26 protein-coding genes are annotated in these 24,138 nt (G+C 62.5%); 12 read left to right on the top strand and 14 right to left on the bottom strand.

From position 1 onward, the window contains the following. Position 1: 1 nt before the first annotated feature. The gene (locus NKJ72_RS08370; RefSeq protein WP_352476620.1) at positions 2 to 667 is read right to left on the bottom strand and encodes a tetratricopeptide repeat protein; all 666 of its coding nucleotides are present in this window, start codon (positions 665 to 667) and stop codon (positions 2 to 4) included. Between the two features lie 205 nt (positions 668 to 872). Between NKJ72_RS08370 and NKJ72_RS08365 the strand changes: the two genes are divergently transcribed. Then, positions 873 to 1,865 carry a polysaccharide deacetylase family protein gene (locus NKJ72_RS08365; RefSeq protein WP_352476774.1) on the top strand — a complete coding sequence of 331 codons (993 nt, stop codon included), beginning with the start codon at positions 873 to 875 and terminating at the stop codon, positions 1,863 to 1,865. A 28-nt stretch (positions 1,866 to 1,893) separates the two neighbouring features. Here NKJ72_RS08365 and sbmA read toward each other — a convergent pair whose 3' ends face one another. From sbmA to NKJ72_RS08350, 3 genes are all read right to left on the bottom strand, one after another. After that, positions 1,894 to 3,171: a peptide antibiotic transporter SbmA gene (sbmA, locus tag NKJ72_RS08360; protein ID WP_352476619.1), complete on the bottom strand. Its 1,278-nt coding sequence runs from the start codon at positions 3,169 to 3,171 to the stop codon at positions 1,894 to 1,896. 114 nt (positions 3,172 to 3,285) lie between these two features. Next, the gene (locus NKJ72_RS08355) at positions 3,286 to 4,440 is read right to left on the bottom strand and encodes a YbfB/YjiJ family MFS transporter (RefSeq protein ID WP_352476618.1); all 1,155 of its coding nucleotides are present in this window, start codon (positions 4,438 to 4,440) and stop codon (positions 3,286 to 3,288) included. Positions 4,441 to 4,544: 104 nt separating this feature from the next. Then, entirely contained in the window at positions 4,545 to 4,763 is a 219-nt protein-coding gene (locus NKJ72_RS08350) for a hypothetical protein (RefSeq protein WP_352476617.1), read from the bottom strand. Between the two features lie 96 nt (positions 4,764 to 4,859). Between NKJ72_RS08350 and NKJ72_RS08345 the strand changes: the two genes are divergently transcribed. From NKJ72_RS08345 to NKJ72_RS08335, 3 genes are all read left to right on the top strand, one after another. Then, positions 4,860 to 5,774, top strand: coding sequence for a LysR substrate-binding domain-containing protein (locus tag NKJ72_RS08345; RefSeq protein WP_352476616.1), 915 nt, complete (start codon positions 4,860 to 4,862; stop codon positions 5,772 to 5,774). 80 nt (positions 5,775 to 5,854) lie between these two features. Further along, positions 5,855 to 7,111: an aminopeptidase gene (locus NKJ72_RS08340; RefSeq protein ID WP_352476615.1), complete on the top strand. Its 1,257-nt coding sequence runs from the start codon at positions 5,855 to 5,857 to the stop codon at positions 7,109 to 7,111. Positions 7,112 to 7,150: 39 nt separating this feature from the next. Next, the gene (locus tag NKJ72_RS08335) at positions 7,151 to 7,516 is read left to right on the top strand and encodes a DUF488 domain-containing protein (protein ID WP_352476614.1); all 366 of its coding nucleotides are present in this window, start codon (positions 7,151 to 7,153) and stop codon (positions 7,514 to 7,516) included. Between the two features lie 61 nt (positions 7,517 to 7,577). On the opposite strand, the gene NKJ72_RS08330 is transcribed toward NKJ72_RS08335, so the two are convergent. Next, positions 7,578 to 7,931: an ArsC family reductase gene (locus NKJ72_RS08330; RefSeq protein WP_352476613.1), complete on the bottom strand. Its 354-nt coding sequence runs from the start codon at positions 7,929 to 7,931 to the stop codon at positions 7,578 to 7,580. A gap of 172 nt (positions 7,932 to 8,103) precedes the next feature. On the opposite strand from NKJ72_RS08330, the gene NKJ72_RS08325 reads away from it, so the two are divergent. Both NKJ72_RS08325 and NKJ72_RS08320 read left to right on the top strand, forming a co-directional pair. Further along, entirely contained in the window at positions 8,104 to 8,454 is a 351-nt protein-coding gene (locus NKJ72_RS08325; protein WP_254820403.1) for an ArsR/SmtB family transcription factor, read from the top strand. 2 nt (positions 8,455 to 8,456) lie between these two features. Then, positions 8,457 to 8,936 carry an SRPBCC family protein gene (locus NKJ72_RS08320; protein WP_352476773.1) on the top strand — a complete coding sequence of 160 codons (480 nt, stop codon included), beginning with the start codon at positions 8,457 to 8,459 and terminating at the stop codon, positions 8,934 to 8,936. A 91-nt stretch (positions 8,937 to 9,027) separates the two neighbouring features. On the opposite strand, the gene NKJ72_RS08315 is transcribed toward NKJ72_RS08320, so the two are convergent. The 8 genes from NKJ72_RS08315 to NKJ72_RS08280 all read right to left on the bottom strand — a co-directional run bounded on the left by NKJ72_RS08315 (position 9,028) and on the right by NKJ72_RS08280 (position 16,389). Next, complete coding sequence (locus tag NKJ72_RS08315; protein ID WP_352476612.1) at positions 9,028 to 9,381, bottom strand: SnoaL-like domain-containing protein; 354 nt, start codon at positions 9,379 to 9,381, stop codon at positions 9,028 to 9,030. Positions 9,382 to 9,496: 115 nt separating this feature from the next. Continuing rightward, positions 9,497 to 10,318, bottom strand: coding sequence for a 2'-5' RNA ligase family protein (locus tag NKJ72_RS08310; RefSeq protein WP_352476611.1), 822 nt, complete (start codon positions 10,316 to 10,318; stop codon positions 9,497 to 9,499). A 28-nt stretch (positions 10,319 to 10,346) separates the two neighbouring features. After that, on the bottom strand, positions 10,347 to 11,432 hold the full coding sequence (locus tag NKJ72_RS08305) for an ABC transporter ATP-binding protein (RefSeq protein WP_352476610.1): 1,086 nt from the start codon (positions 11,430 to 11,432) through the stop codon (positions 10,347 to 10,349). Then, positions 11,422 to 12,030, bottom strand: coding sequence for a cupin domain-containing protein (locus NKJ72_RS08300; protein WP_352476609.1), 609 nt, complete (start codon positions 12,028 to 12,030; stop codon positions 11,422 to 11,424). Before NKJ72_RS08300 ends, NKJ72_RS08305 begins: the two co-directional genes overlap by 11 nt. 174 nt (positions 12,031 to 12,204) lie before the next feature. Next, positions 12,205 to 13,275 (bottom strand): ABC transporter substrate-binding protein, encoded by a 1,071-nt coding sequence (locus NKJ72_RS08295; RefSeq protein WP_352476608.1) that lies wholly within the window; start codon positions 13,273 to 13,275, stop codon positions 12,205 to 12,207. Next, complete coding sequence (locus NKJ72_RS08290; protein WP_352476607.1) at positions 13,260 to 14,138, bottom strand: ABC transporter permease; 879 nt, start codon at positions 14,136 to 14,138, stop codon at positions 13,260 to 13,262. The genes NKJ72_RS08295 and NKJ72_RS08290 overlap by 16 nt, the downstream gene beginning before the upstream one ends. Then, positions 14,135 to 15,022, bottom strand: coding sequence for an ABC transporter permease (locus tag NKJ72_RS08285; RefSeq protein WP_352476606.1), 888 nt, complete (start codon positions 15,020 to 15,022; stop codon positions 14,135 to 14,137). Before NKJ72_RS08285 ends, NKJ72_RS08290 begins: the two co-directional genes overlap by 4 nt. An 83-nt stretch (positions 15,023 to 15,105) precedes the next feature. Then, a complete protein-coding gene (locus tag NKJ72_RS08280) occupies positions 15,106 to 16,389 on the bottom strand; it encodes an NAD(P)/FAD-dependent oxidoreductase (protein WP_352476605.1) in 1,284 nt (427 codons plus the stop codon). A gap of 226 nt (positions 16,390 to 16,615) precedes the next feature. On the opposite strand from NKJ72_RS08280, the gene NKJ72_RS08275 reads away from it, so the two are divergent. The 6 genes from NKJ72_RS08275 (at position 16,616) to NKJ72_RS08250 (ending at position 22,801) form a co-directional block, all read left to right on the top strand. Beyond that, positions 16,616 to 17,773: a fumarylacetoacetate hydrolase family protein gene (locus NKJ72_RS08275; RefSeq protein WP_352452558.1), complete on the top strand. Its 1,158-nt coding sequence runs from the start codon at positions 16,616 to 16,618 to the stop codon at positions 17,771 to 17,773. Positions 17,774 to 17,850: 77 nt separating this feature from the next. Next, positions 17,851 to 18,645: an SDR family oxidoreductase gene (locus NKJ72_RS08270; RefSeq protein WP_352476604.1), complete on the top strand. Its 795-nt coding sequence runs from the start codon at positions 17,851 to 17,853 to the stop codon at positions 18,643 to 18,645. 251 nt (positions 18,646 to 18,896) lie between these two features. Next, positions 18,897 to 19,829 (top strand): sugar ABC transporter substrate-binding protein, encoded by a 933-nt coding sequence (locus tag NKJ72_RS08265; RefSeq protein WP_254820393.1) that lies wholly within the window; start codon positions 18,897 to 18,899, stop codon positions 19,827 to 19,829. Between the two features lie 106 nt (positions 19,830 to 19,935). Continuing rightward, complete coding sequence (locus tag NKJ72_RS08260; RefSeq protein ID WP_254820392.1) at positions 19,936 to 20,922, top strand: ABC transporter permease; 987 nt, start codon at positions 19,936 to 19,938, stop codon at positions 20,920 to 20,922. A 4-nt stretch (positions 20,923 to 20,926) separates the two neighbouring features. Beyond that, entirely contained in the window at positions 20,927 to 21,721 is a 795-nt protein-coding gene (locus NKJ72_RS08255; RefSeq protein WP_352476603.1) for an ATP-binding cassette domain-containing protein, read from the top strand. Positions 21,722 to 21,778: 57 nt separating this feature from the next. Next, positions 21,779 to 22,801: a LacI family DNA-binding transcriptional regulator gene (locus NKJ72_RS08250; RefSeq protein WP_352476602.1), complete on the top strand. Its 1,023-nt coding sequence runs from the start codon at positions 21,779 to 21,781 to the stop codon at positions 22,799 to 22,801. Between the two features lie 551 nt (positions 22,802 to 23,352). Here NKJ72_RS08250 and NKJ72_RS08245 read toward each other — a convergent pair. Then, positions 23,353 to 23,934 (bottom strand): TetR/AcrR family transcriptional regulator, encoded by a 582-nt coding sequence (locus tag NKJ72_RS08245; RefSeq protein ID WP_352476601.1) that lies wholly within the window; start codon positions 23,932 to 23,934, stop codon positions 23,353 to 23,355. Between the last annotated feature and the right edge of the window lie 204 nt (positions 23,935 to 24,138).

Raw genomic sequence — 24,138 nt, 5'->3', positions numbered from 1 at the left:
GTTACGATACACCGCCCGAGCCGCGGATCAGCTCGGACATCAACGTCGCCCGCTCGCGCGTGTTGCGCGGGGCTCCGTCGTCCGCGGCGATCTGGTCGAACAGCTTCAAAGCATCCGCCGCCTTGCCTTCCTTCCAGGCGGCAAGGCCAAGCGCCTCGCGCGCCGTATGGCGCAGCGTATTGGTGTCGGCGGTGAGCGCCTCGACGCGGCTGGAGACATCGGCGAAAGAGCCGTGGTCGACCAGCAGCAGCGCAGCCCTGAGCCGCGCCATGTCGCGAATGCCGGAAGGGATCTTGGTGTCGGCGGCGACCTCGTCGAAGTCCTTGACGGCAGCATCGACGTCGCCCTTGTCTGCCTTGACGGTTGCCGCGCGCATACGGGCGAGCAGCGGGTAGGCGCCGTAGCCGTCCTTTTCCAGCGCCTCCAGAGCGGCAAGCGCCTCGTCGTTCTTGCCCTCATTGGCGAGCTTGAGCGCTTGCGAAAAAGCATCGCCCGAGCGGTTGGCGCGGGTCTCGTCCCAATAGCGGTAGCCGACGACGGCAGCGGTGCCCAACACCACCAGTACAGCCAGCACGAGCAAGGCGGGACCGAAACGGTCCCACAGCGCATGCGCCTGGTCGCGACGAATCTCTTCGTTGACTTCGCGGATAAAACTGTCGTCCGACATGGATCAAAACCATTCATGCCCCCGGCCGGGGCGGTTGATGAGCCCGCGTTTTAGCGAAATTTTGCCGGCATGGAAGGGGTTCCGCAGGAAAATCGCCTATTCACGAGGCAGTCGCCGCCACCGGCGGCCGCGCAGGTCGATCGTATCCGTGCCATATTTCGCCGGTAGGCGGTGCTTCTACATTCCTTGATCCGGTCAGATGCCTTTGCCCCGTTTGTCCCGCGTTGTTGCGTTTTCGATTGCCGCGCTTGCTACCGGCGCGGCTTTTGCCGACCCGCCGGCGGCGCCGGCAAAACCGAAGCAGACGGTCATCATTTCGTTCGACAGCGCCCGCGATATTTCGCAGTGGCAGCGCAGCCGGGCGCTGGCCGCGCGCACCGGTGCGCATTTCACGTATTTTGTCTCCTGCGTGTTCCTGCTGTCGCCCGAGACACGCAAGGAATACACCGCGCCGGGCAAAACGGCCGGCAAATCGAATATCGGCTTTGCCGCCTCCAAAGAGGAAGTCGCCGAGCGGCTCGAGCAGATCAACCTCGCCGCCAGGGAAGGCCACGACATCGGCAGCCATGGCTGCGGTCATTTCGATGGCAGGGACTGGAGCAAGGCCGACTGGCTGAGCGAGTTCGGCTCGTTCAAGCACGTTCTCCAAAACGCCTATTCGATCAACGGCATTGCACCCGAACCGAAGGGTTGGCGCGATTTCGCAGGCAAGGCAGTGGTCGGCTTCCGCGCGCCCTATCTGTCGGCAAACAAGGCGCTTTACGAGGCGCTGCCCGCGGCCGGTTTCCTGCTCGACGCAAGCGGCGTTTCGCGTGGGCCGGTCGAGCCGCCGACCGTCAACGGCATCACGCGCTTTTCGCTGCCGCAGATCCCGGAAGGGCCGAGCTCAAGGCGGGTGATCGCCATGGATTACAATCTCTATGTCAGACATTCCGCCGGCTTCGAGCGGCCGAGCATGGCAGAAGCGTTCGCTGACCGGACCTATCACGCGTTCCGCGCCGCCTTCGATGCGCAATACGAGGGCAAGCGCATTCCGCTGGAGCTCGGCTTTCACTTCACGTTGATGAATGACGGCGCCTACTGGAACGCGCTGGAGCGCTTTGCCGGCGAGGTCTGCACTAGGTCCGATGTCGAGTGCATCAGTTTTCGCGACTACGTCTCGCGGCGAGGCGAAAGACAGGCGGCGGTGGGCGGCTGAGCCCAAGTGGATCGCCGCCCGTTACCCTTTAGCTCACCGGCTGATCTTCAGGGCGCAAGCCGGCTTGCTCACGCTCCAGATAGCGCTGGTCGATGTCCGGAAGCGGTTCGCCATAGATCGTTGCCTCGAAGGCGCGCAGACGCTTGTGCACCGACAGAAGCTCGACAATCGTCGACCATGAATTGACGAGATACTGGAACGAGCTCGTCACCTGACTGAAGGCTGAACTGATCTGGTTGATGAGACCCAGCGTTATGGTTCCCGCGATGATCGATGGCACCATCAAAAAGAGGGCGAATATGTTGTTGGTTTGCAAATAAAGATAGCGAACCACATTAAAATAGACGTAGTGGAAATAGAGGCGAAAGTAGTTTCTGCGCACATTTCCAAACAGTTCTATAACTGTGGGCGGCTGCGCCCGATCTGGATTGTCCTCGCCGTAGACGAGTTCCTTGCGGTATGCCGCTTCGACGCGCTGATTTCTAAACTGCAGACCGGGAAGCTTTATGCCGGCGGTGGCAATGCAGACGGTTCCGAAAATTGCCCAGAAGATCGCAGCCACGACAAGCGGCTGAGGAACGTGACCAATGAACGGCAAAACGGTGATGTGCTTAGAGTAAGCCAACAAGATCGGCATGAAAGCGATCAGGGTCATGATGGAATCGACAAAGCTAGTACCAAGATCTTCCATGATCTGAGAAAACCGCATCGTGTCTTCTTGCACACGCTGGGAAGCTCCTTCAATATGGCGCAGCTTGGGCCAATGCGACATGTAATAATTGTTCATCGCAGTACGCCAGCGGAACACCCAATGGCTGACGAAAAAGTTCGTAATGACGAAAACTGTGACCGCCACCAGAGCGATGCCGAGGAAAGCTAGTACTTGCGCGTAAAGGTCGGATTCTGTCGCTGTTACAGTTTTGCTGAGGATGGCTTGAATGAGGTCCCAGAACGGCCCGTACCAGGCATTAATTGCGACGCTCACCTGCACCTGAAAATAGGTCGTGAACAAGATCAGCGAGGAACCCAGGATTGACCAACGTTCCCAAGGGTGCGGAGAATACCAATGCCAGAAGGCGTAGAAGAGCATTACGCCGAGGGTAAAGTAGATGTAAAACCAAAGGAATGGAGGCGACCAGAACACGGAAACGCCAATGATGGGCGCCGCGTCCGCTGCGAGGGGGGGCAATCCGATCAAGGCGCCTAGCTGGTAGCCGCCGAGAAACCAGACGGCCACCATTACCACGCTCCAGATGGCCGCCGAGGTGAAGAACAGCTTCGGCTGCGGGAAGAAGGATACGAACACTGTGGGGAATCCTCGGTCGATGCGCAAATCAGCGGCGTTCAGCGGGCATAAAGTCACACATTAGTGGGAAAGAAAATGCCCGTGCCAGGTGCCCGGCGCCGAGCAAAACCATAATCATGGCGATTTTGGCGCAGCCGACCAGACGATTGCACCGGAAGCGAGCAGGACGGCGGCAGCAACGATCGAGGCAAGGAAAAAGTCTCCCGAGGCCTGCGCGAGCAGCCCGGCGACGATCGGGCCGATGATCTGGCCAAGGCCGAAGGCGGCCGTCATCACCGCCAGCATCCGGCGTGGTGCCTGCGGGGCAAGCTGCCTGCCGGCCTGCAGGCCAAGCGCGGTGATGGCGATGAAGGTGCCGCCGACAAGAAGGCCGCCGAGCAGCGGCCCTGTGCGTCCGTCCATGACGACACTGGCGCTGACCCCGACCACCTCGACCAGGCACCCCAAGGCATAGGTGGCATAAAGCCCTACCCTTGCCGCGAGCTTCTGCCACAGCCAGACCGATGGGAAACCGGCAAGGCCGGTGACCATCCAGACCACGGCCTCGAAGATCCGGCCGCCGCCGCCCTGGCGGACGATCGCGACCAGGAACGTCGCCGTGACGATGTAGCCGAAACCGAACAGGCCGTAGGCGACAATGACCTTCACCAGTGAAGGGTTTTTTGGCAACGCCGGCTCCGGCCCGGCAACGCTGCTCGCGGTCGAGGTGCCGCCGGCGAGCAAGGCGACGGCGGCAAAGCCGCAGGCCGAAATCGCCGCGGACCACAGCCAGCCCGCCGCCCAGCCGGCGTGTTCGGTGACAAGGAGCGCCAACAGCGCCGAGGATGCCGCGATGCCGAGGCCGACACCGCCGAAATACAGCGCCTGCAGGTCGTTTCGCCCGGCCGCGGCGAGATGATGGAAAACGATGCTGGTCATGAAGACCAGCACGAAGGCACTGGCGAGGCCGGCAAGAAAGCGGATGAGGAGGAAGGCGGCCATCGTGCCGGTCAGGCCCATCAGCCCGGCGAGTATCGCAGTGGCGGCAAGACCGGCCAGCATCAGCTGGCGCTCGCGGCCTTGCGCCCAGCCGCCGGTGGCGGCAAGCGCGCCGACGAGATAGCCGAGATAGTTGGCCGATGCGATCCAGCCGGCATCAGCCGGCGACAGGCCGAGCTCGTCCATCATGCCAGGCAGGATCGGCGTATAAACGAAGCGGCCGATGCCCATGGCGACGGCCAGGGCGATCATGCCGGCGATTGCCAAGCGCAAGGGCGAAGCGATGTTCATCGCGGTGCACAATAAGTGCGCCTGCCGCCGAGACAATCCGCCTTTTGTTGGGCCAGAAGGGGTTGCGCAGCCGCGTCGGCGGCTGGCTCGCCTGAGGTGCTCGTTCAGGAGACTCTGCCGCAGCAGGTCCTCGTCAAGGCCGTCTCGTAGCGGGTACGACGCGCGGTCAGCCTGAACGGCATGTCGGCGAGTTCGCGCTCCGACATGGTGTCGAGCAGCGGATGCGACAGCGGATCGGTCACCCAGTTGGTGGCCTCGCTGTCATGCCGGTGTGGCTGCGTTCCGATCAGGGAAAAGGCTCCGAGCCATGACAAAATCTTCATCAGATTGCCTCGTTACTCTGAGTAGCCCACTTAGAATCCGGCATCCTGCAGTGCCTGGCAATTGAGATTTCAGCCGTTCGAGTTTAGAAAAACTGTATGGCTACTTTGAACCGCGTCCATCTCAACGGCTTGCGCGCCGTGGAAACCGTTGCCCGCCTGGGCTCGCTTGCGGCGGCGGCCAGCGAGCTCAACGTCTCGGTCAGCGCCGTCAGCCAGCAGATCAACCGGACAGAAAAGCAGCTCGGCCGGGCGCTGTTCGAACGAACGCCAGCTGGCCTGGTGGCGACCGAATTCGGTGTCGTCTTTACCGCGCGGCTCAGCGCAGGCTTCCGCGAACTCGCACAGGCGGTGGCGCTTGCCGATGAAAGCTCGGAGTGCACGCTGGTGGTTTCGGTGGCGCCGGCGTTCGCCTCGAAATGGCTGCTGCCGCGGCTGTCGCGGCATTTTGCCCGGCATCCGAACGTGCTCCTGCGCATCGATGCCTCGGTGCGGCTTGCCGATCTCGATCGTTCGGACATCGACGTCGCCATCCGGCTCGGCGACGGCAAATGGCCGGGCGGGCGGGCCGAATTGCTGCTGGCGCAAGAGGTGTTTCCGGTCTGTGCACCGGTGATCGCCAGCAAGCTGAAAAGGATCGAGGACCTTGCTTTGACCTGTGCGATCACCGACGAAAGCTCGATGATCAGCTGGGAGAGCTGGTTCGAAGCGGCCGGGGTGGAGCCGGTCACCTTCATGAAAGGCGCGCGCTTCACAGATCCGATGCTGTGCCTGGAATCGGCGATTGCCGGTCACGGCGTCATGCTCGGCTGGCAGTTGCTGGCCGCAGACGCGCTGGCCGACGGCCGTCTCGTTGCGCCGTTCGGCATACGCGCCCAAAGCGGGCTCGGTTATTGGCTGGTGACTTCGGCCAGCAAGGGCGAAAGCCGCAAGGTCAGGGATTTCAAGATCTGGGTGCGCGAAGAGATCGAGGCGACGATGGCGCAGTTCAGGTCGCTCGAGAGCGTCAGCTAGACCTGCGGCGTCATCAGAGTGGAAAGGTCGGTAGCGCCGGTCTATGTAAGACACAGTCCCCAATCACGGCAGGCAGGATCATGACCACACATTCGCGCGGCGTTTCCGCAACCATCGACCCGGTGAAGCTCGACAGGCTGGCGGAGGTCGCCGTCAAGGTCGGGCTGCAATTGCAGCCGGGTCAGGATCTGGTGCTGACCTCGTCTATCGCCGCGCTGCCTCTGACGCGGCGGATCGTCGAGCACGCCTACAAGGCAGGTGCCGGCCTGGTGACGCCGATCTTCAACGACGACGAGATCACTCTCGCGCGCTTCCGCTACGGCGCCGACGCCGGTTTCGACCGCGCCGCCGGCTGGCTCTATGAAGGCATGGCAAAAGCCTTCGCCAACAATGCGGCGAGGCTTGCCGTGCGCGGCGAGGATCCGTCGCTGCTTTCTTGTCAGGACCCGGCAAAGGTGGCGCGTGCCAACAAGGCGAATTCGATGGCCTATCAGCCGGCGCTTGAGAAGATCACCGGCTTCGACATCAACTGGAACATTGTGGCTTATCCTGATCAGGCGTGGGCCAAGCAGGTTTTCCCGGACGATGCCGAAGACGTCGCCGTGGCCAAGCTCGCCGATGCCATCTTTGCCGCCTCGCGGGTGGACGTCGAAGACCCGATCGGCAACTGGACGGCGCACAATGCGGCGTTGAAGAGCCGCACCGAATGGCTGAACGGCCACAATTTCCACGCACTGCATTTCACCGGCCCCGGCACCGACCTGACCGTCGGGCTGGCCGACGGCCACGAGTGGATGGGCGGCGCCTCGACCGCCAAGAACGGCATCACCTGCAACCCGAACATCCCGACCGAAGAGGTTTTCACCACGCCGCATGCAAGGCGCGTCGAAGGCCACGTCACCAGCACCAAGCCGCTGTCCTACCAGGGCACGCTGATCGACGGCATTGCGGTGCGTTTCGAGGCGGGCCGCATCGTCGAGGCCAAGGCCTCGAAGGGTGAGGATGTGCTGCAGAAGGTGCTCGTTACCGACGAAGGCTCGCGCCGTCTCGGCGAGGTGGCGCTGGTGCCGCACTCCTCGCCGATCGCCAAAAGCGGGCTGCTGTTTTTCAACACGCTGTTCGACGAGAACGCCGCCTGCCACATCGCGCTTGGCCAGTGCTACTCGAAGTGCTTCGTCGACGGCGCCTCGCTCAGCCAGGACGAGATCGCGGCGCGCGGCGGCAACAAGAGTTTCATCCACATCGACTGGATGATCGGCTCGGACAAGATCGATATAGACGGCGTCCACAAGGACAGCAGCCGCGTGCCGGTGATGCGCAAGGGCGAGTGGGTTTAAGAGCACCAGCACGCAGCCGCGCCTGTGACGCATGCGGGGTTGGCAATGGAACTCGCGGTCAAGCGCATCTATGAACCGCCGGCGCCCGATGATGGGCAGCGGGTGCTGGTGGATCGCATATGGCCGCGCGGCATCGCCAAGCAGGACGCGGCGCTGACGCTATGGCTGAGGGACATCGCGCCAAGCGACGCGTTGCGCAAATGGTTTGGCCATGAGCCGGCGCGCTGGGCGGAGTTCCAGCGGCGATACAGCGATGAGCTCGACCGGAACGGCGAGGCGGTGGCGGAACTGCGCGCCTTGCTGCGTGAGGGCAAGGTGACGCTGCTCTACGGCGCGCATGACGAGGCCCATAATAACGCGTCCGCGCTGGCGAGCTATTTGCGTGGGAAAACCACAAGCGTCTGATACGATCGATATGAATGCCGGCAGGACAGAGGGGGGCGCGACGGATCGCGGTCGGTCGGTTCTACTTCCCGCCAACCGCCTGCTGATAAACATCGGGCTTGAACCCGACGAGAATCCTATCGCCAAGTTCCAGCACCGGACGCTTGATCATCGTCGGCTTTGCCAGTATCAGCGCCTTGGCCTTCCTTTCATCCAGGCCCATCCTGTCCTCCTCCGACAGTTCGCGAAACGTCGTGCTCGCCTTGTTGAGCAGAATTTCCCAACCGACTTTGCCTGACCAGCCGTTCAGCCGATCCGCATCCAGCCCGTCGACCCTATAGTCATGAAAGCGATAGGCAACATCATGGCTCGCCAGCCAGGAACGGGCCTTCTTGATCGTGTCGCAATTGGTGGTGCCATACATGGTGATCGTCAAAAACGAATCCTCGGGCCGGTCGAATCTGACGGCACCCTAAAACCGCACCTCTCAGTTTTCCAGCGGCTTGCCGGCCATCCATGATTTTCGCCCTTGCCAATAGTAAGGAATTTCCATAAGTGTTTCTAAGCCAACTCTGGTCACGCGGAATGGCCGAGGCAAGGAAACGACTATGACGAGCCTGCAGACCGAAAGCCCCCCGCCCGTCGACGGCATTTTCCGGGCGCTCGCCGATCCGACCCGGCGACGCGTGGTCGAGCGACTGAACCGAAGCCCCGCCTCGGTCAGCGAGCTTGCCCAGCCGTTCGAGATGGCCCTGCCATCCTTCATCGAGCATCTCAGGGTTTTGGAAGGCTGCGGGCTGGTGCATTCGGAGAAGGCAGGCCGCGTCAGGACCTACCGGCTCGCGCCGGAGCCGCTGAAGCTCGCGGAAAACTGGCTGGCCGAGCAGCGGGCGCTGTGGGAGCGCCGTCTCGACCAGTTCGACGACTACGTGCTGAAACTCAAGGAGAAAGACAGATGAACATGGCTCCGTTGTTCCAACCCGATCCGAAGCTCGACCTCGTGCTCGAACGGTCGATCGAGGCGCCGCGCGAACTGCTGTGGATGGCCTTGACGAAGCCCGAGCATGTCCGCCAATGGTTCACGCCGAAGCCGTGGTTCATCACCGATTGCGAGATCGACCTGCGGCCCGGCGGCCTGTTCCGCACCCGCATGCAGTCGCCCGACGGGAAGGAGGTCAACGACAGGCGTTGCTGCTACCTCGAGATCGTCCAGGACGAGCGGCTGGTGTGGACCGATGCGCTGCTGCCAGGCTACCGGCCGTCAGGCGACCCGTTCATTACAGCCGTCATATCGCTGCAATCGCGGGGCGAGGCGACGCGCTACACCGCGACCGCCATCCACCGCGACGAAGCCACACGTAACAGCCACGAGGAGATGGGCTTCTACGACGGCTGGGGCACGGTGGCGGATCAGTTGGCGGGCTATGTCAAAACGATCTGAGCTTCTCGAAGACGGCCAGGTCATCCTCCCGGCCGCCATGCTTATTGTTCAACCTTGCAGCGGCTCCCGGAAGCCGGTGGTATTTCCGGCCTCAATAGTAGAACCGCTCTTCGGTGATCTTGCCGTTCTTGACCGTGTACAGACCAACCTCATCTATGGTGGCACGTTCGCCGGTAGCTTTGGGCGTTATGTCAAACTTGAAGCGCACTGCGAACTGGTCGCCGTTGACATATGGGCCCTCGACCGAACCGCCATGCACTTCGTTGTTCTCTTGCCACCACTGGTTCTTTTGCTTCAGAGCTTCCTTGCCACGGGAGACGGCCATCGGCCCCTCCATGGCTTCGTAGCTGGCGACGTCGTCGGCATTGTACTTCTCAGCAGCACCTTGGTGATCGCCCTGCTTGAGGAGCTCGGTGAAATCCTTGGCAATTTCCGTGATCATCATGGGGGTTCCTCCTGTTAAGACGCATTGGAAGTAGCGGGTCGCGTGCTGGCCTGCCATCGTCAATCCCGAGACAGCTGACATGCCATGTCAGGATGATGAATATCGTGCGGGGGCTCTACATCCCGGCCAAGGCATCGTCTTGGCCGTTCAATTGCCAACGTGCGCGCTCGCGGTAAATCCCCTTGCCGATTACACTGTGGATCAGCACAAAATCCCGGACTGTCCAGCCAATTGTACCAATCGACCGTTCGCGAATCCTGGGGATACGGACTTCGTCACGAAGCAGAGTAACATGCGGTTCAATGGACTTCGTGAGAAAGGGCTTTAGCGGGCTGTCGGAAATCAGAGCGGTGAGATTGCGCCAGAATTCTTGGAGCGCTGGATTGCTGTCACCGTTGCGCAGAACCAGCGAACCACCACCAAAAGCCGTCAGGCGATCGAAAGAAACGTCGAACGGTTTTGCAACGATCATCGAGACGATATGCCGAGCGATTTCAACCAGCTTTTCCGGATACCCATCATGGTCACCGAGGCCGACGAGCGAGATATGGATGTGCTTTTCCGGAACAAACCAGCCTTGCAGCCCTAACTCTCGATTCAAGGCGATAGCCTTTCGCGCCAAGGGACCAGCGACCGCGCTCTCAGCCAAGATGGCGAAGAATATGCGGTCGTCGAAACGTCGCTTAGACCCCTCCCATCGGAAAAAGGTCTGGCCGTTGTTCGCGGTTCCGAATGCAGGTTGCCCACTCATAATTGATCTCTCGCCCGGCAAATTGTATCCGACGGAGAAATTTAGAACAAACAGAGAACTCGTCAAACGGAAACGCAACGGGCGCTGAATGCTTTCCGCGCCAACCCCCGCGATTTCAGCGGTTGAGGAAGCCCTGCCGAGCAGGAATTCGAAGTCTGCGCCCCGTTGCCGATAATGTGGGAACACTCCGGTTTTCTGGAAGTTGAAAATCAGACTAGCTGGGCAGCATAGGGCAGTTGGTGCCGCGGCGCAGGCTGATATGCGCCACATCGCCGACACTGAATTGAAAACCCTCTGTCGGGCGTGGCGCGTCGATCACCACCTGTGTCCCCTGCCCCAGCTCTGCATGAAGGCGCAAGGTGCGGCCGTGGAAGACGATGCTGTTCACCCGCACCGGTACAGTGCCGGCCGTGGCCTCGGTCGTCGCCAAAAGATCCTCCGGACGCACGCCGATGGTGCGCACCGTGCCCTCGCCAGGCAGTTCGCCCGTCTCCGAAACCGCTTCCAGCGGCAGGGCGCCGGCGGCGAACCGCAAGCGCTCGCCGTCGCGGCCGACAAAGCGCGACTGCAGAAGGTTCATCGTGCCGATGAAGCTGGCGACGAATTTGGTGGCGGGCCGGTCGTAGAGGGTCGCCGGCGGCGCGACCTGCTCGATGCGGCCTTTGTTCATGACGACGATGCGGTCAGAGATCGACAGCGCCTCGGTCTGGTCGTGCGTGACCATGACGAAAGTGGTGCCGAGCCGCGACTGCAGGCGCTTCAATTCGACCTGCATCTGTTCGCGCAAATGCGCATCGAGCGCCGACAGCGGCTCGTCGAGCAGCAGCACGCGCGGTTCGCAGACTATGGCGCGGGCAAGCGCGACGCGCTGGCGCTGGCCACCCGACAATTCGGATACGCGGGCGCCGAGCTTGTCGGCAAGGCCGACCATGTCGAGCGCTGCGCCGACGCGCTTCGCCTGTTCGGCACCCGCGAGCTTGCGCAGCGACAAGCCGAAGCCGACATTTTCGGCGACGTTCATGTGCGGAAACAGCGCGTAGTCCTGGAATACGGTGTTGACCGGGCGGTCGAAGGGCCTGAGCCCCGTGATGTCGCGCCCTTCGAGCAGGACCCTGCCGCTCGACGGGCCTTCGAAACCAGCGATGACCCGCAGGCTGGTGGTCTTGCCGCAGCCGGACGGTCCGAGCAGGGTCAGGAACTCGCCGCGCGAAATATTGAGATCGACGGTGTCGAGCCCGACGATGCCGCCGGGGAAAATCTTGGAGACCTTGTCCAGCCGGACGAGCGGATCAGGCGCCATCGCGAACCTCGGACGGCTTGGTGGTGTTGACCCACAGGATCTGGCAGCGCTCGCTGCCCGGATTGCGGAAGGCATGCAGCAAGGTGCTCTTGAAGGCGAAGCTGTCACCGGCCTTCAGCCCGTATCTGGTCGAATCGACCACCAGCTCGACCTCGCCCGACAGGACGAAGCCGAATTCATGGCCGGCATGGGCGTAGGCTTCGGCGGTGCCGCCACCGGCTTCCACCGTCACCAGCATGCCGGTCAGCGTGGCAGCCGGCGGCGACAGCAGCGCCTTGGCGATGCCTTCCGACTTGACCGGGATCTGACGCCGGCTGTTGGCGCGAACGCAATAAAGATCGTTGCCGGCATCGTTGCCATCAACAATCAGCGCCGACGGCTCGATGTCGAGGGCGGCGGCAAGCGGCCAGATCACTCGCACCCGCAATGACGACATGCCGCGCTCGATCTGGCTCAGCGCACCGATCGAGACGCCGGCTTTGGCGGCGAGTTCGGCCAGGGAGAGATTGCGCTCCAGCCTGAGCGCCCGCACGCGCCTGCCGACCCTGACGTCGGCGTCATCCTTCGGCTTCTCAGCCGCTTCCTCCAGCATGTCCATTCGTTCGTCCTTATTTGGTAAGTTTTCCCTCCCCTTGTGGGAGAAGGTGGATCGACGCGAAGCGCCGAGACGGATGAGGGGTGTTGGCCGGAGTGCCGTCGGTGCCATCTGGAACACCCCTCATCCGTCGCCTTCGGCGACACTTCTCCCGCAAGGGGAGAAGGAAGTACGAACTCAGCCGCCTGCCTTGACCTTCTCGAACATCTTGGCGAGTTCATCATTCTGTTTCATCGGCCCGGTGAAGATCGTGGTCTTCAGCATCACCTCGGGATCGGAAGGCAGCTGCAGTTTCTCCAACTCCTCCTTCGGCACGGCGGCGAAAGCTGAGCTGATCGAGCTGCCATAGCCGTAGGCCTGGATCAGATACTTTCCGGAATCCGTCTCCAGCCGGCTGTTGATGAAGTCATAGGCTAGGTCGACGTTCTTGGCGTCCTTGAGCATGACGAAGCCGCAAGCCCAGGTCAGCATGCCTTCTTTCGGCTTCATGAACTCGACAGGCACGCCCTGCTTCTTCAGCGAGGTGGCCGAGGCGTTCCAGGTCATGGCCGCGACCAGCTGCCCGCTTGCCAATGCCTGTTCGACCGAGGTCATGTCGGTGGTGTAGTTCGAGAGCAGCGGGCGCTGCTCGCGAAGTTTTTCTGCCACCTTGTCCATCTGTTCCGGCGTCATGTCGAATGGATTGACGCCGGCGAGAAGGGCTGCCACCACCGGTGTGTCGTGGACGGCATCGATGGTCGCCATACGCCCGGCATATTGCTTATCCCAAAGCAGGTTCCAGCTGGCTTCCGGGTTCTTCACCAGATCGGTGCGGTAGAGGATCGAGGTGTTGCCCCAGTCCCACGGCACCATCCAGACCTTGCTGTCGCCGGCCTGCAGGTCGGGCAGGTTCTTGAAGACCGGGAAGATCGAATCCCAGTTCTTGATGCGCTTGGTGTCGATCGGCTGCAGCAGGCCTTCCTTGTTCCAGCGCGCCACCTTGTCATAGCATGGGTGCGCGACATCGGGGCGGAAGCCGGCCTTGACCTTGGTGAAAGCGTCATCGTCGTCGCCAAACATCGAAGCTTCGAGACCATCGGGGTGCGCGGCGAGGAAGCTCTTGTTGAAGTCGGGCAGTTCATAGCCCGACCACGTGAAATATTGCAGCTTGTCGCCGGCAAAGGCGACAGTCGACGCAAGCGCCAGCGCGAACGCAGCCAGTCCGGTTTTCGCTGTCTTTGCCGTTATCGATTTCAGGTCGAATGCCATTGCAGTTCTCCTCCTTCGGTTTCTTCTGGTTTTGACAGGTTGGCGGGCGCTGACCGCCGGGTGGCAGCAAGCCCGCGATGGCGAAGCATTTCGGCGAGTGCGGCGATGAGGAACGACACGGCCAGGATCGAAGTGCCGAGCGCCATGACGGTCGGCAGCGATTTCGGGAAGCGCAGCTGGCTCCAGATATAAAGCGGCAGCGTCGGCTCGGTGCCGGCAAGGAAGAAGGCGACGATGAACTCGTCGAAGGAGGTCAGGAAGGCCAGCATGAACGCCGAAATAATGGCCGGCAGGCTAAGCGGCAGCATCACCTGTCTGAAGGTCGTCCAGTCGGAAGCGCCGAGGTCGAGCGCTGCCTCGCGGATGGTCTTCGGGATGGCGGCGAAGCGGCTGCGCATGACCACCACCGTCGTCGGCAGCGCCACCAATACATGGCCGAGCACAATGGCAATGCGCGACGGCCCAAAGCCGGCGAGGTTGACCAGGATGAGCAGCGATATGCCGACGATGACGCCTGGGATCAGGATCGGCAGCCGCGCTATAGCACTGATCGTGGCGGCCAGCGGCGAGCGGCCGTAGAGGTCCATATAGGACACGGTCACGCCGCAGAGTGTTGCGCCGGTGGCAGCAATTGCGCCGATGACGAGGCTGGTGGCAAGCGCGCCGGACAGCGCCGAATTGCCGTAAAGCGTGCCGTACCATTCAAGCGTGAAGCCTTGCAGCGGAAACGCCGCCTGGATCGAATTGTTGAAGGAAAACAGCGGGATCAGCAATATCGGCAAATACAGGAATATCAAATAGGCAAGGACATAGGCGCCGAGCCAGCCGCCGCCCTGTTTTGCATCGACACGCGCCGCGTTCATGTGCGGCTGCCGTATCGGCGGTCGGCGAAGCGCACCACCAGCACCACGGCGAGGATGACCAGCATGACGGCGACGGCGAGTGCGGCGCCGAACGGCCAGTCATTTGCCTTGCCGAACTCGGCCTGGATCAGCGTACCGATCATGGTGCTGGCCGGGCCGCCGACCAACGCCGGGGTGACATAGTCGCCGACGGTCGGCACGAAGACGACGAGGGCCGCCGCCAGCACGCCCGGCATCGAATTGGGCAGCACGATGCGGCGGAAGCTGGTGAACGGTTTTGCGCCGAGATCGGAAGCGGCTTCGAGCAGCGATTTCGGGATCGTGTCCAGCGCCACATAGATGGGCAGGATGGCGAACGGGGCATAAGCGTGGGCAAGCGTGACGACGACCGCTGCCGGCGTATTAAGGAAGGCCAATGTCGGCTCCGACCAGATGCCGCTTTCGATCAGCGCCGAGTTCAGCACGCCATTATAGGCAAGCACGATCTTCCAGGCGAAGACGCGCAGCAGATAACTGGTCCAGAATGGCAGGGTCAGCAGGAACAGCAACAGCCCACGCCGCCGCCCGGCATGGAAAGCCAGATAATAGGCGACAGGATATGCTGTGACGACGGTTGCCAGCGTTACCAGGCCGGCGATGCCCAGCGAGCGCAGCGTCACAGTCCAGTACAGCGGATCGGTGGCCACAGTGACGAAATTCGCAAGGGTGAAACCAGCGCCGAGCAGCGAGCCGTCATTGCCGCGGAAGGCCAGGAAGAACACCAGGCCCAAGGCGAAAAGGATCAGCAAAAAGGTGACCAACCCGCCGGGCAGCAGCATGGCGAAGCGAAAACCCGGCGAAGACTGGGTTTCCGGCAGCGGCTGCGTTGCGGCGACGGTCGACATCGACTGCCTATGGTATTTGAAATCGACTAAGCTTTTTTCATATTCGTGAAGCTGTCAAGCTGTTTCACGTTCGGGAATGAACGTCAGCGTTCGAAGGCGTCCAGCATTCGGTACCAGGCGATGGTCGCGGCAACGCCGACCTGCCGAAAGGCGTGAAACGGGATCGGCCGGATCGGCGAGACCGGGAACGGCAATTGCCTGGGGTCGCCGCTCGACAGATAGGAGGCGATGCGCTCGCCAAGCGCCGTCATCAGGCCGATGCCGCGGCCCTGGCAGCCAACCACCGCCAGCAGACCCTTCTCTGGCTCGTGGATATGCGGGAGATGGTCCGGCGTCATTGCCACCCGGCCGAACCAGCGCTTTTCAATGGCCACGTCGGACAGCGCCGGGTAGAGTCGCAGCAGCGCGCGTTCCAGATGCGCCCAGTCGGCCGGGCCGTTCGGCAAGGCCATGCGGCCGCGTCCGCCAAGCACCAGCCGACCATCGGCACTCTTGCGGTAATAGACGAGGATGCGGCGCGAATCCGAAACCGCCTGCCCCTCCGGCAGGATCGCCGCCGCGAGATTGGACGATAGCGGCGCTGTCGCGATCTGAAAGGAATGCAGCGGGACGATCGTCTCGGCGAGGCCGGGAAGCAGGCCGCCAGTATAGGCGTTGGTCGCCAGGACGACCGCCCTGGCCTTGAGTTCGGCGCCGCTTTCCGTGGCAACGTGCCAAATACCAGCATCCTTGCTGATCTGCATCACGTTCTGGCGCTCGGCGATCTTTACGCTTGCCGCTGCAGCGACGCGCGCCAGTTCCGACGTGTAGGCGAGCGGATCGATGACGCCGGCACGGCGATCGAGCCAGCCGCCGAGATAGCCTTGCGCGCCGGTCATCGTCGCGATCTCCGTCCCGCTCAGCAACCGGACATCGGCGCCGCGGGCGCGCCACTGCCGATCCCGATTCGCCGCCGCTTTCAGCGCGGTCTCGGTGTGTGCGGCCTGGATCCAGCCGTTGCGGACGAACGGCACCGCCAGTCTTTCGTCGCGGATCATTTCGAAAACGGCGTCCGCCGTCGAGGCGGCAAAGTTGACGAGCGCCTCACCGCGTTCGAGACCAAAATGCTCCAGCAGCCAGTCCGGATCGTATTTCAGGCCAGGAATAACCTGACCGCCGTTCAGACCGGACGCGCCATTGCCAATTTCGCCGGCCTCCAGCACCTGGACCGCAAGGCCGAGCCGGGCAGCGTGCAAGGCCGTCGACAGCCCCAGGATGCCGCCGCCGACGATGACGACATCGACGCGTCGGCCGGCTGGACAAAGCGACTGGAACGCGGTGGCTGTCCGCGGCCTTTGCCAGATCGGATCGGAAAACCGTAAGGACAAGGGTCACCTGGGCTGCGCTTTTCAGTGAAAATCCTAATGACGATTTCATGGATTTGACAGCCTGTTTTCGGCTCGCCATTGGCGCAGCGCGAAATCGATTACGATCCAGCAGCGCAAGACGACCTTAACAGATTGACAAAGCTGGCCTTCGAAACGGGATAGACCTTTGCCGGGAATTTGTTGAAAGTGCCGCGGCCGAAGGACAAGACAACAGGAAATACAAGCCATGACGAACGCCACACATTTGCCCGCCGAAGGCCTCTTCGTGGGCCGCGCCCGGGCGAGCGATGCTTCCCATCCGCTGGTGGTCACGGTGCGTGACGGCACGGTCTTCGACATCACGTCAAATGTGGCACCGACCGTACGCGACGTTTGCGAATTGCCGGATCCGGCAGGACACGTCCGCTCGGCAAAGGGGCGGCCGATCGGCCCGCTCGACGCCATTGCGGCCAACAGTTTCGAGACAGCGCGCGATCCGGGGAAACCGTACCTGCTGTCCCCCGTCGACCTGCAGGCGATCAAGGCGTCTGGCGTCACCTTTGTCGTCAGCCTGCTCGAACGGGTGATCGAGGAGCAGGCGCGCGGTTCGGCGGAAAAGGCCGACGCCATTCGCGCCGACATCGCCGGGCTGATCGGCCACGATCTGTCGAAGCTCAAGCCCGGCTCGCCGGAAGCGATGGAGATCAAGGCCAAGCTGATTGCGCGCGGCGCCTGGTCGCAATATCTGGAAGTCGGCATAGGCCCCGATGCCGAGATCTTCACCAAATGCCAGCCGATGGCCTCGGTCGGCTTCGGCGCCGATGTCGGCCTGCATCCGGTTTCGACATGGAACAATCCGGAGCCGGAGATCGCCATGATCGCCGCGAGCAGCGGCAGGATCGTCGGGGCGACGATCGGCAACGACGTCAATCTGCGCGACGTCGAGGGGCGCTCGGCGCTGCTGCTCGGCAAAGCCAAGGACAACAACGCTTCGGCAGCACTTGGCCCCTTTATCCGGCTGTTCGATGAGACATTTTCCATCGGCGACGTGAAGCAGGCGATCGTACGGTTGAAAGTCGAAGGCGAGGATGGATTCTCGCTGGAAGGCGCCAGTTCGATGGCCGAGATCAGCCGCTCGCCGGAAGAGTTGGTCGCCGCCGCCATGGGGCCACATCACCAATACCCGGACGGGCTGGCGCTCTATCTCGGCACGATGTTCGTGCCGTCGAAGGATCGCGGCGAAACAGGCAAGGGCTTTACCCACAAGGTCGGCGACATCGTCACCATATCCTCGGAGAAGTTCGGTGCCTTGGTCAACCGCGTGCGGCTGTCACCCGACTGCCCACACTGGACCTACGGCGCCAGCCATCTGATGCGTGACCTCGCAAGGGCCGACCTCATCTAGTCCCCCAGCCTAACATCCGATAGATCTAGAATTCTCTGATTGGAAATTACCTGCTCGTCGGCATTCGGGAGAGTCCATTGATCGTCGCTCTTGAGGGCAAGACCCTTGTCGTTACCGGCGGGACGCAAGGGCTTGGCGAGACCATCGCCCGGCTGGCCTCAGCCGGCGGCGGCGAAGGGATCGCCATTGTCGGCCGCAATGCCGAGCGTGGCGCACGCATCGCCGAAGAGCTTTCACGACCAAGCCGGCCCGTCGTCTTCATCCAGGCCGAGCTTGGAGATCCGGCCGCGCCTGCAGCTGTCATGGCGGAAGCGATCAAAAGACTCGGCCGCATCGATTGTCTGGTGAACGCTGCGGCCCTCACCGACCGGGCCTCGCTGGAAACTGGCACAATCGACGACTGGGACAGGTTGTTTTCCGTCAATGCGCGCGCGCCGTTCTTCCTCATGCAAGCGGCCGTAGCCGACATGAAGACACGGCGTGCGGCGGGTGCCATCGTCAACATACTGTCGGTGAATGCGCATTGCGGTGCGCCGGACCTTGCCATCTATTCCGCCACCAAGGGCGCGCTTTCGACGCTGACCAGAAACATTGCCAACGCGCATCTTTCCGATCGCATCCGCGTCAACGGCATCAACATGGGCTGGGTAGCGACGCCGGCCGAACAAGAGATGCAGGCGCGCACGCTGGGCAAGGGCGAAAACTGGGCAAAGATCGCCGCCGCCGGCCTGCCGCTTGGTCGATTGCTGACCATGGACGAAGTCGCCCAGCTAACGCTGTTCCTGCTCAGCGACGCCTCCGGGCTGATGACCGGGACGCTTATCGACCTAGAGCAATCCGTGCTCGGCGCGCCGCCGCGCGGCATTGCGTGACGGTCGCAGGGCCGATCGTCGGCCGCCCGGAAAATATCAGCCTAACTGATGCAATCTGATGGGATTGCTGATGGCGTCGTGCTTTGCGCCAACGTCCATTGGCAATCGAGGCTTGCCATCGATCGAAAAAGGGAATGCTCTAATGCGCCCAGGTCGACGCTGGCAAAATGCGACCACCGTTTTGGCCGCGCACGGCTTTTCGCGGTGATCGTCGTCGGAGGAGGAGTTCGGTTCAAATGGGAGGAAATCAAATGCTGACGAGGCTAAGACTGCTTGTACTTGGCTTGGTAGTGGCGCTGGCCATTCCGGCCGCGGCACAGGCCAAGACGTTCTACTGGATTTCGCATGGCGGCCCGGCCGATCCGGTCTGGACCTACTTCCTTGCCGGCGCCAAGCAATGGGCGGCGGACACCGGAAACACTGTCAACACATCGTTCCACAATGGCGACGTGGCGTCGCAGCAGGAGGCTATTCGCGCCGCGATTTCCGCGAAGGCCGACGGCATCACCACGACCAGCCCTGATCCGGGCAGCCTTGTCGAGATCGTCAAGGAAGCGCGGGCGGCGAACATCCCGATCATCAACTTCAACACGCCCGACCCGAAGGCGGACTTCAACGCCTATGTCGGCGGCGACAACGTCACCTTCGGCAAGCACTGGGCGCAGTATCTGGTCGACAAGGGCCTTGTGAAGAAGGGCGACTTCGTCTGGATGCCGGTCGAGGTTCCCGGCGCCACCTATGGCGTCCAGGAAGAGGAAGGCATCAAGAGCGTGTTCGAGCCGCTCGGCATCACCTACGAGATCACCGAAGCGACGCTCGACCAGGCCGAAGTGATCAACCGCATGGTCGATTACCTCACCGCCAACAGGGCCAAGGTCAAGGCGGTTATCGGCCTCGGCGACCTGGTCACCGGTTCGATCAAGCGGGTGTTCGACCAGGTCGGCGTCAAGCCGGGCGAAATCCCGGTCGTCGGCTGGGGCAACTCGCTCGACACCACCCAGGAAGTGCTGAACGGCTACGTCAATGCCGCGCAGTGGCAGGATCCGCAGGCGACCAGCTACGTCGCGCTCTCGCTCGCCAACATGGCGGCAAGCGGTATTCCGCCAGGCTTCGACGTGATCACCGGCGCGCTCTATGAGAAGGACACCGCCGCGGTATACGACAAGATCCTGTCCGGCAAATAGGTCCGCGATCGAGTTGGTCACGGCCCCTTCGGCGGCCGTGACCGTCTCATCATTCCGCCGAACCGCTTGCGGTCTCGGCCAAATCCAATCCTATCGCGGGTCCAAGGTGGAAAATCGTTCTCTTATCCAACGCTCGATCGCGCGGCCTGAGTTCGGGCCGTTCGTGCTGCTCGTCATCGAGATCGCCGTGTTCTGGGGCATCAACCACGACTTCCTGTCGCCGCAAAACATCTCGAACACGCTGGCCTTCACGGTCGAACTCGGGCTGATCGCGCTGGCGATGACGCTGTTGATGACATCAGGCGAATTCGACCTCTCGGTCGGCTCGGTGTTCGGCTTCTCGCCGGTCCTGATGTGGACCTTGTTCAACAGCGGCGTCGCCTCGCTCGAAGCCGCCTTCGTCGTTGCGCTGGTGGTCGCTGCCTTCATCGGACTGGTCAATGGCTGGTTCGTGACGCAGCTCAAGATCCCGTCCTTCCTGGTGACGCTTGGCATGCTGCTGGTGGTGCGCGGCACCGCTTTGTTCGTCACCAGCGGGTTTCCGCAGCGGACCTGGAGCGCCGAGGGCAGCTGGCTGGCGGAAGCCCTGGTCGGCGATTTCTTCATCGGGCCGTTCCGTATCTATATGTCGCTGTTCTGGTTCATCGCCGCCGCAATCGCGCTCGGCTACGTGCTGACGCAGAGCCGGACCGGCAACTGGATCCAGGCGGCCGGCGGCAACCCGAGTGCTGCAAGGGCGCGCGGCGTCAATGTCAGCGGCGTCAAGATCGGCCTGTTCATCCTGTCGTCGATCCTGGCCTCGCTCGCCGGCGTCATCTCCTCGCTGCGCACCTCGGCGGCCAACCCCAACAGCGGTACCGGCTACGAGCTCGAAGTCATCGCCATGGTGGTGATCGGCGGCACGGCGCTGACCGGCGGGCGCGGCACAATCATCGGCACGGTGCTCGGTATCCTGATCCTGCGCGTGATGCGCAACGGCATCGTGCTGATCGGTGTGCCGGGCCTTGCCTACAACATCTTCATCGGCGCCATCATCCTCGGCATGATGGCGCTCCACTCATGGCTGGAACGCCGGCATCAGGCAGGGACTTGAGACGATGGTCGAGCCACTGATCCGCATGACGAACATCCGCAAGTCCTATGGGCGCGTGCAGGCGCTGGTTGATGCCAATTTCCATGTCAACGAAAGAGAGATCGTCGGACTGCTCGGCGACAACGGCGCCGGCAAGTCGACGCTGATCAAGGTGCTGTCGGGCGCGGTCCCGCTGACCAGCGGCGACATCTTTATCCGCGGCAAGAAGGTGAATTTGCGCAGTACCAGCGACGCCATCGCCCATGGCATCGAGACGATCTACCAAGATTCCGCGTTGGTGACGCAGCTGTCGATCGCCCGTAACCTGTTCCTTGGACGCGAGCCGATCAAGCCGCCGCGTTTCCTCAACCGCATGGACCAGGAGGCGATGAACGTGGTTGCCCGTGACCTGCTCAAGCAGGTCGGCATCTCGAAGAACATCCCGCCGACGACGCCGATCGGCTCACTCTCCGGCGGCGAGCGGCAGGCGGTGGCGATTGCGCGCGCCATGCATTTCGACAGCGACCTCATCATGCTCGACGAGCCGACCAACAATCTCGGAGTCGCCGAAACACAAGGGGTGCTGAGCTTCGTGCGCAGTGCCCGCGATTCCGGCCATTCCTGCATCTTCATCGCCCACAACATCCATCATGTCTTCCAGGTGGTCGACCGCATCGTGGTCATGCGCCGCGGCAAGGTGGTCGCCGACGATATCGACCCGAAGAAGACCAGCGTCGCCGATGTCGAGCGCGTCATCACCGGCATGTCGGACAAGGAGATCCGTGACGCGCTGGCCGAGGGCACGCAACGGCCCGGCTGAGCAGCCGGGCCGGGCTTATCGTCGAGGCACTGGATCGCATCGCCACATGGTTGCGACATGAAAGCCACCGTTTCGGATATTGCCAGGAGCTGCGGCCTGTCGACCGCGACGGTCGACCGTGTGCTCAACAACCGGCCGGGGGCGAGTGCCGCCAACCGGCAGCGCGTGATGGAGGCGGCCAAGCAGCTCGGCTATCTGCCGGTCGTCGACCAGGTCGCGTTGCCCTCGCGGCCGGCACATCTCGAATTCTTCCTGCCGATGGGCAGCAATGCCTTCATGGCCGATCTGGCCAGGCACATCGAGGATTATGCGGCGCGCCTGCCGCTGGTCGCGTCCTGCCGCATCCACAAGCTCGCCGGCATCTCGCCGAGTGCCTTGCAGATGGCCGTCGAAAACCTCTCGCTGAAGGCGAACGGTGTCGGCGTCATCGCCATCGACCATCCGAGAACGCGCAACATCTTGCGCGAGATCGTCGAGGCCGGCATCCGCCTGGTCACGCTGGTGTCCGACGTTCCCGGCGCGCCGCGCTCAGCTTATGTCGGCATCGACAACAGGGTGGCCGGCCGCACCGCGGCGCTGCTGATGGGACGGTTCCTCGGCGGCCGCCAAGGCCATCTGGCGATGGTGGTCGGCTCACGTTCCTATCGCGGCCACGAGGAACGCGAGATGGGCTTTCGCTCGGTGCTCGGCGAGGAGTTCCCCAATCTGACCGTCACCAGCGCCGTCGAGATTAACGACGAGCCGGAGGTCAGTTATACCGCGACCATGAAGGCGCTGCACAACGAGCCGGAGCTGCTCGGCATCTACTGTATCGGCGCCGGGCGCTCGGGCGTGGCAAAAGCATTGCTCGAAGCCAGGCCGCGGACGAAGCCGGTGTTCATCTGCCATGACCTGACGCGCGAGACGCGCGGCTATCTGGTCGACGATCTGCTCGACGTCGTCATCGACCAGAATGCGCGGCTGATCGCCGAACAGTCGGTCATTCGCCTGCTCGGCTCGATCGCCTCGTCGGCGCCCTATCTGACGCGGAAATTCATCGAGCCGCGCCTGATCTTCAAGGAAAATGTCCCGGTGCAGTGATGTCGTGCGGGGGCGATGGTCGCTCGGGCCTTGATCGTTAAAATTCGGTTGATACCGCAAATCTGCACATCACCTATGCAACTTTTTTGGTTGCCGAATCATTGGGCAATTGATAGTTTCGCAGGTGTCGGCCATCTACTCCTCCCAGATGCGATGCCGACGCTGAGTGCGGTACACCTCCTCCCGTGCCGTATTCGAAATCGAGCCCGCTGCCACCTCCTCCCGGCAGCGGGCTTTTTTTGTTCCAGCGCCGGGATAGCGGGCGATGCTGGGATCGTGACTGGCACCGGACACGATTGCTGATCCGCGGATCGATGAGCTTCGCTGCGACCGCCGCGGCTTATCGGGCGGAATCCTGTCACACTTGTCACTCTCACCGGTTCGCCGGCGGCCCTATCCTGCCTCACGACCAGCAAACAACGCCGCGCCAGCAATGCTGCTGCGGAGATCGGCAAGGGAGACGCGAGATGGCACATCGCGATGGGACGAGACATCACGCGGCGGCACGGCGCGCAATCGAAACGCCGCGGATCGTTTCGCCGCTTGCGAGATTATCTGGCCCTGAAAGAAGTGATCAGGCCTTCCGCCATGCGGACGAACTGCGCGCTCGGGCCCTCGGCGCCGACGCTTTGCAGGCTGACGCGGGCGCCCTCGAGCAGAAGCGACAGCGTATCGGCGAGAAGCTCGGCCTGTCCGATACCCGCATCGCGACACAACGAGACCAGACGCTCGCGCTGCGCTTCCTTGAGTTCCTTGATCACTTGCCTTGCCGGATGATCGGCCTCGCTCAGCTCGATGGCGGCGTTGGCCATGTCGCAACCGCGGCGATCCGACATCAGGCAATCGGCCGCCATCCGGACCCAGGCGTGCAGCTGCGCCAGCTTGTCGCCCGGATTCTCCGCCTCGAACTTCCCCCACATCGCGTTGGCGCTGCAGGCGGTCGCCCGCAGACATTCGATGATCAGGTCGTCCTTGGACTCGAAATGCCGGTAGAGCGTCATCTTGTTGGTGCCGGCGGCCTCGGTGATGGCGTCGATGCCGACGCCGCGAATGCCATGCTTGTGAAACATGTCCCGTGCCGTCTCCAGGATCCTGTCCCGGGGGCGAACACGCTCCACAACACCGTCTGCCATCAAAACCTCCGTGATTGCGTTTCCGAAATTCCCTCGGTGCACCTCTTGACTAGGGTGTTACCGGTCTGTAACGTTACCGATGTTACTTACCTGTAACACCCGCATTGCATCATGTCAAACTCGCAAGTGCCGGCGATCAGCCCCGCCCCGATCGGCAAGGGCCCGAACCGCACCTCACGGCCTCGGCCGGCGAGCAAGAGAACA

This window comes from Mesorhizobium sp. M0045, from assembly GCF_040323385.1.
Taxonomy (GTDB): domain Bacteria; phylum Pseudomonadota; class Alphaproteobacteria; order Rhizobiales; family Rhizobiaceae; genus Mesorhizobium.
Note: the sequence above shows the minus strand (reverse complement) of the source record. Positions and strands in the feature narration are given on the sequence as shown.

Bases quoted from the DNA above. Each gene is read 5' to 3' on its own strand.
- NKJ72_RS08290 (WP_352476607.1), bottom strand. From the start codon at position 14,138: ATGAACGCGGCGCGTGTCGATGCAAAACAGGGCGGCGGCTGGCTCGGC.
- NKJ72_RS08245 (WP_352476601.1), bottom strand. From the start codon at position 23,934: ATGGCAGACGGTGTTGTGGAGCGTGTTCGCCCCCGGGACAGGATCCTG.
- NKJ72_RS08350 (WP_352476617.1), bottom strand. From the start codon at position 4,763: ATGAAGATTTTGTCATGGCTCGGAGCCTTTTCCCTGATCGGAACGCAG.
- NKJ72_RS08370 (WP_352476620.1), bottom strand. From the start codon at position 667: ATGTCGGACGACAGTTTTATCCGCGAAGTCAACGAAGAGATTCGTCGC.
- NKJ72_RS08305 (WP_352476610.1), bottom strand. From the start codon at position 11,432: ATGGCGCCTGATCCGCTCGTCCGGCTGGACAAGGTCTCCAAGATTTTC.
- NKJ72_RS08275 (WP_352452558.1), top strand. From the start codon at position 16,616: ATGACGAACGCCACACATTTGCCCGCCGAAGGCCTCTTCGTGGGCCGC.
- NKJ72_RS08315 (WP_352476612.1), bottom strand. From the start codon at position 9,381: ATGATGATCACGGAAATTGCCAAGGATTTCACCGAGCTCCTCAAGCAG.
- NKJ72_RS08255 (WP_352476603.1), top strand. From the start codon at position 20,927: ATGGTCGAGCCACTGATCCGCATGACGAACATCCGCAAGTCCTATGGG.
- NKJ72_RS08325 (WP_254820403.1), top strand. From the start codon at position 8,104: ATGACGAGCCTGCAGACCGAAAGCCCCCCGCCCGTCGACGGCATTTTC.
- NKJ72_RS08285 (WP_352476606.1), bottom strand. From the start codon at position 15,022: ATGTCGACCGTCGCCGCAACGCAGCCGCTGCCGGAAACCCAGTCTTCG.
- NKJ72_RS08300 (WP_352476609.1), bottom strand. From the start codon at position 12,030: ATGGACATGCTGGAGGAAGCGGCTGAGAAGCCGAAGGATGACGCCGAC.
- NKJ72_RS08320 (WP_352476773.1), top strand. From the start codon at position 8,457: ATGGCTCCGTTGTTCCAACCCGATCCGAAGCTCGACCTCGTGCTCGAA.
- NKJ72_RS08345 (WP_352476616.1), top strand. From the start codon at position 4,860: ATGGCTACTTTGAACCGCGTCCATCTCAACGGCTTGCGCGCCGTGGAA.
- NKJ72_RS08295 (WP_352476608.1), bottom strand. From the start codon at position 13,275: ATGGCATTCGACCTGAAATCGATAACGGCAAAGACAGCGAAAACCGGA.
- NKJ72_RS08340 (WP_352476615.1), top strand. From the start codon at position 5,855: ATGACCACACATTCGCGCGGCGTTTCCGCAACCATCGACCCGGTGAAG.
- NKJ72_RS08265 (WP_254820393.1), top strand. From the start codon at position 18,897: ATGCTGACGAGGCTAAGACTGCTTGTACTTGGCTTGGTAGTGGCGCTG.
- NKJ72_RS08250 (WP_352476602.1), top strand. From the start codon at position 21,779: ATGAAAGCCACCGTTTCGGATATTGCCAGGAGCTGCGGCCTGTCGACC.
- NKJ72_RS08355 (WP_352476618.1), bottom strand. From the start codon at position 4,440: ATGAACATCGCTTCGCCCTTGCGCTTGGCAATCGCCGGCATGATCGCC.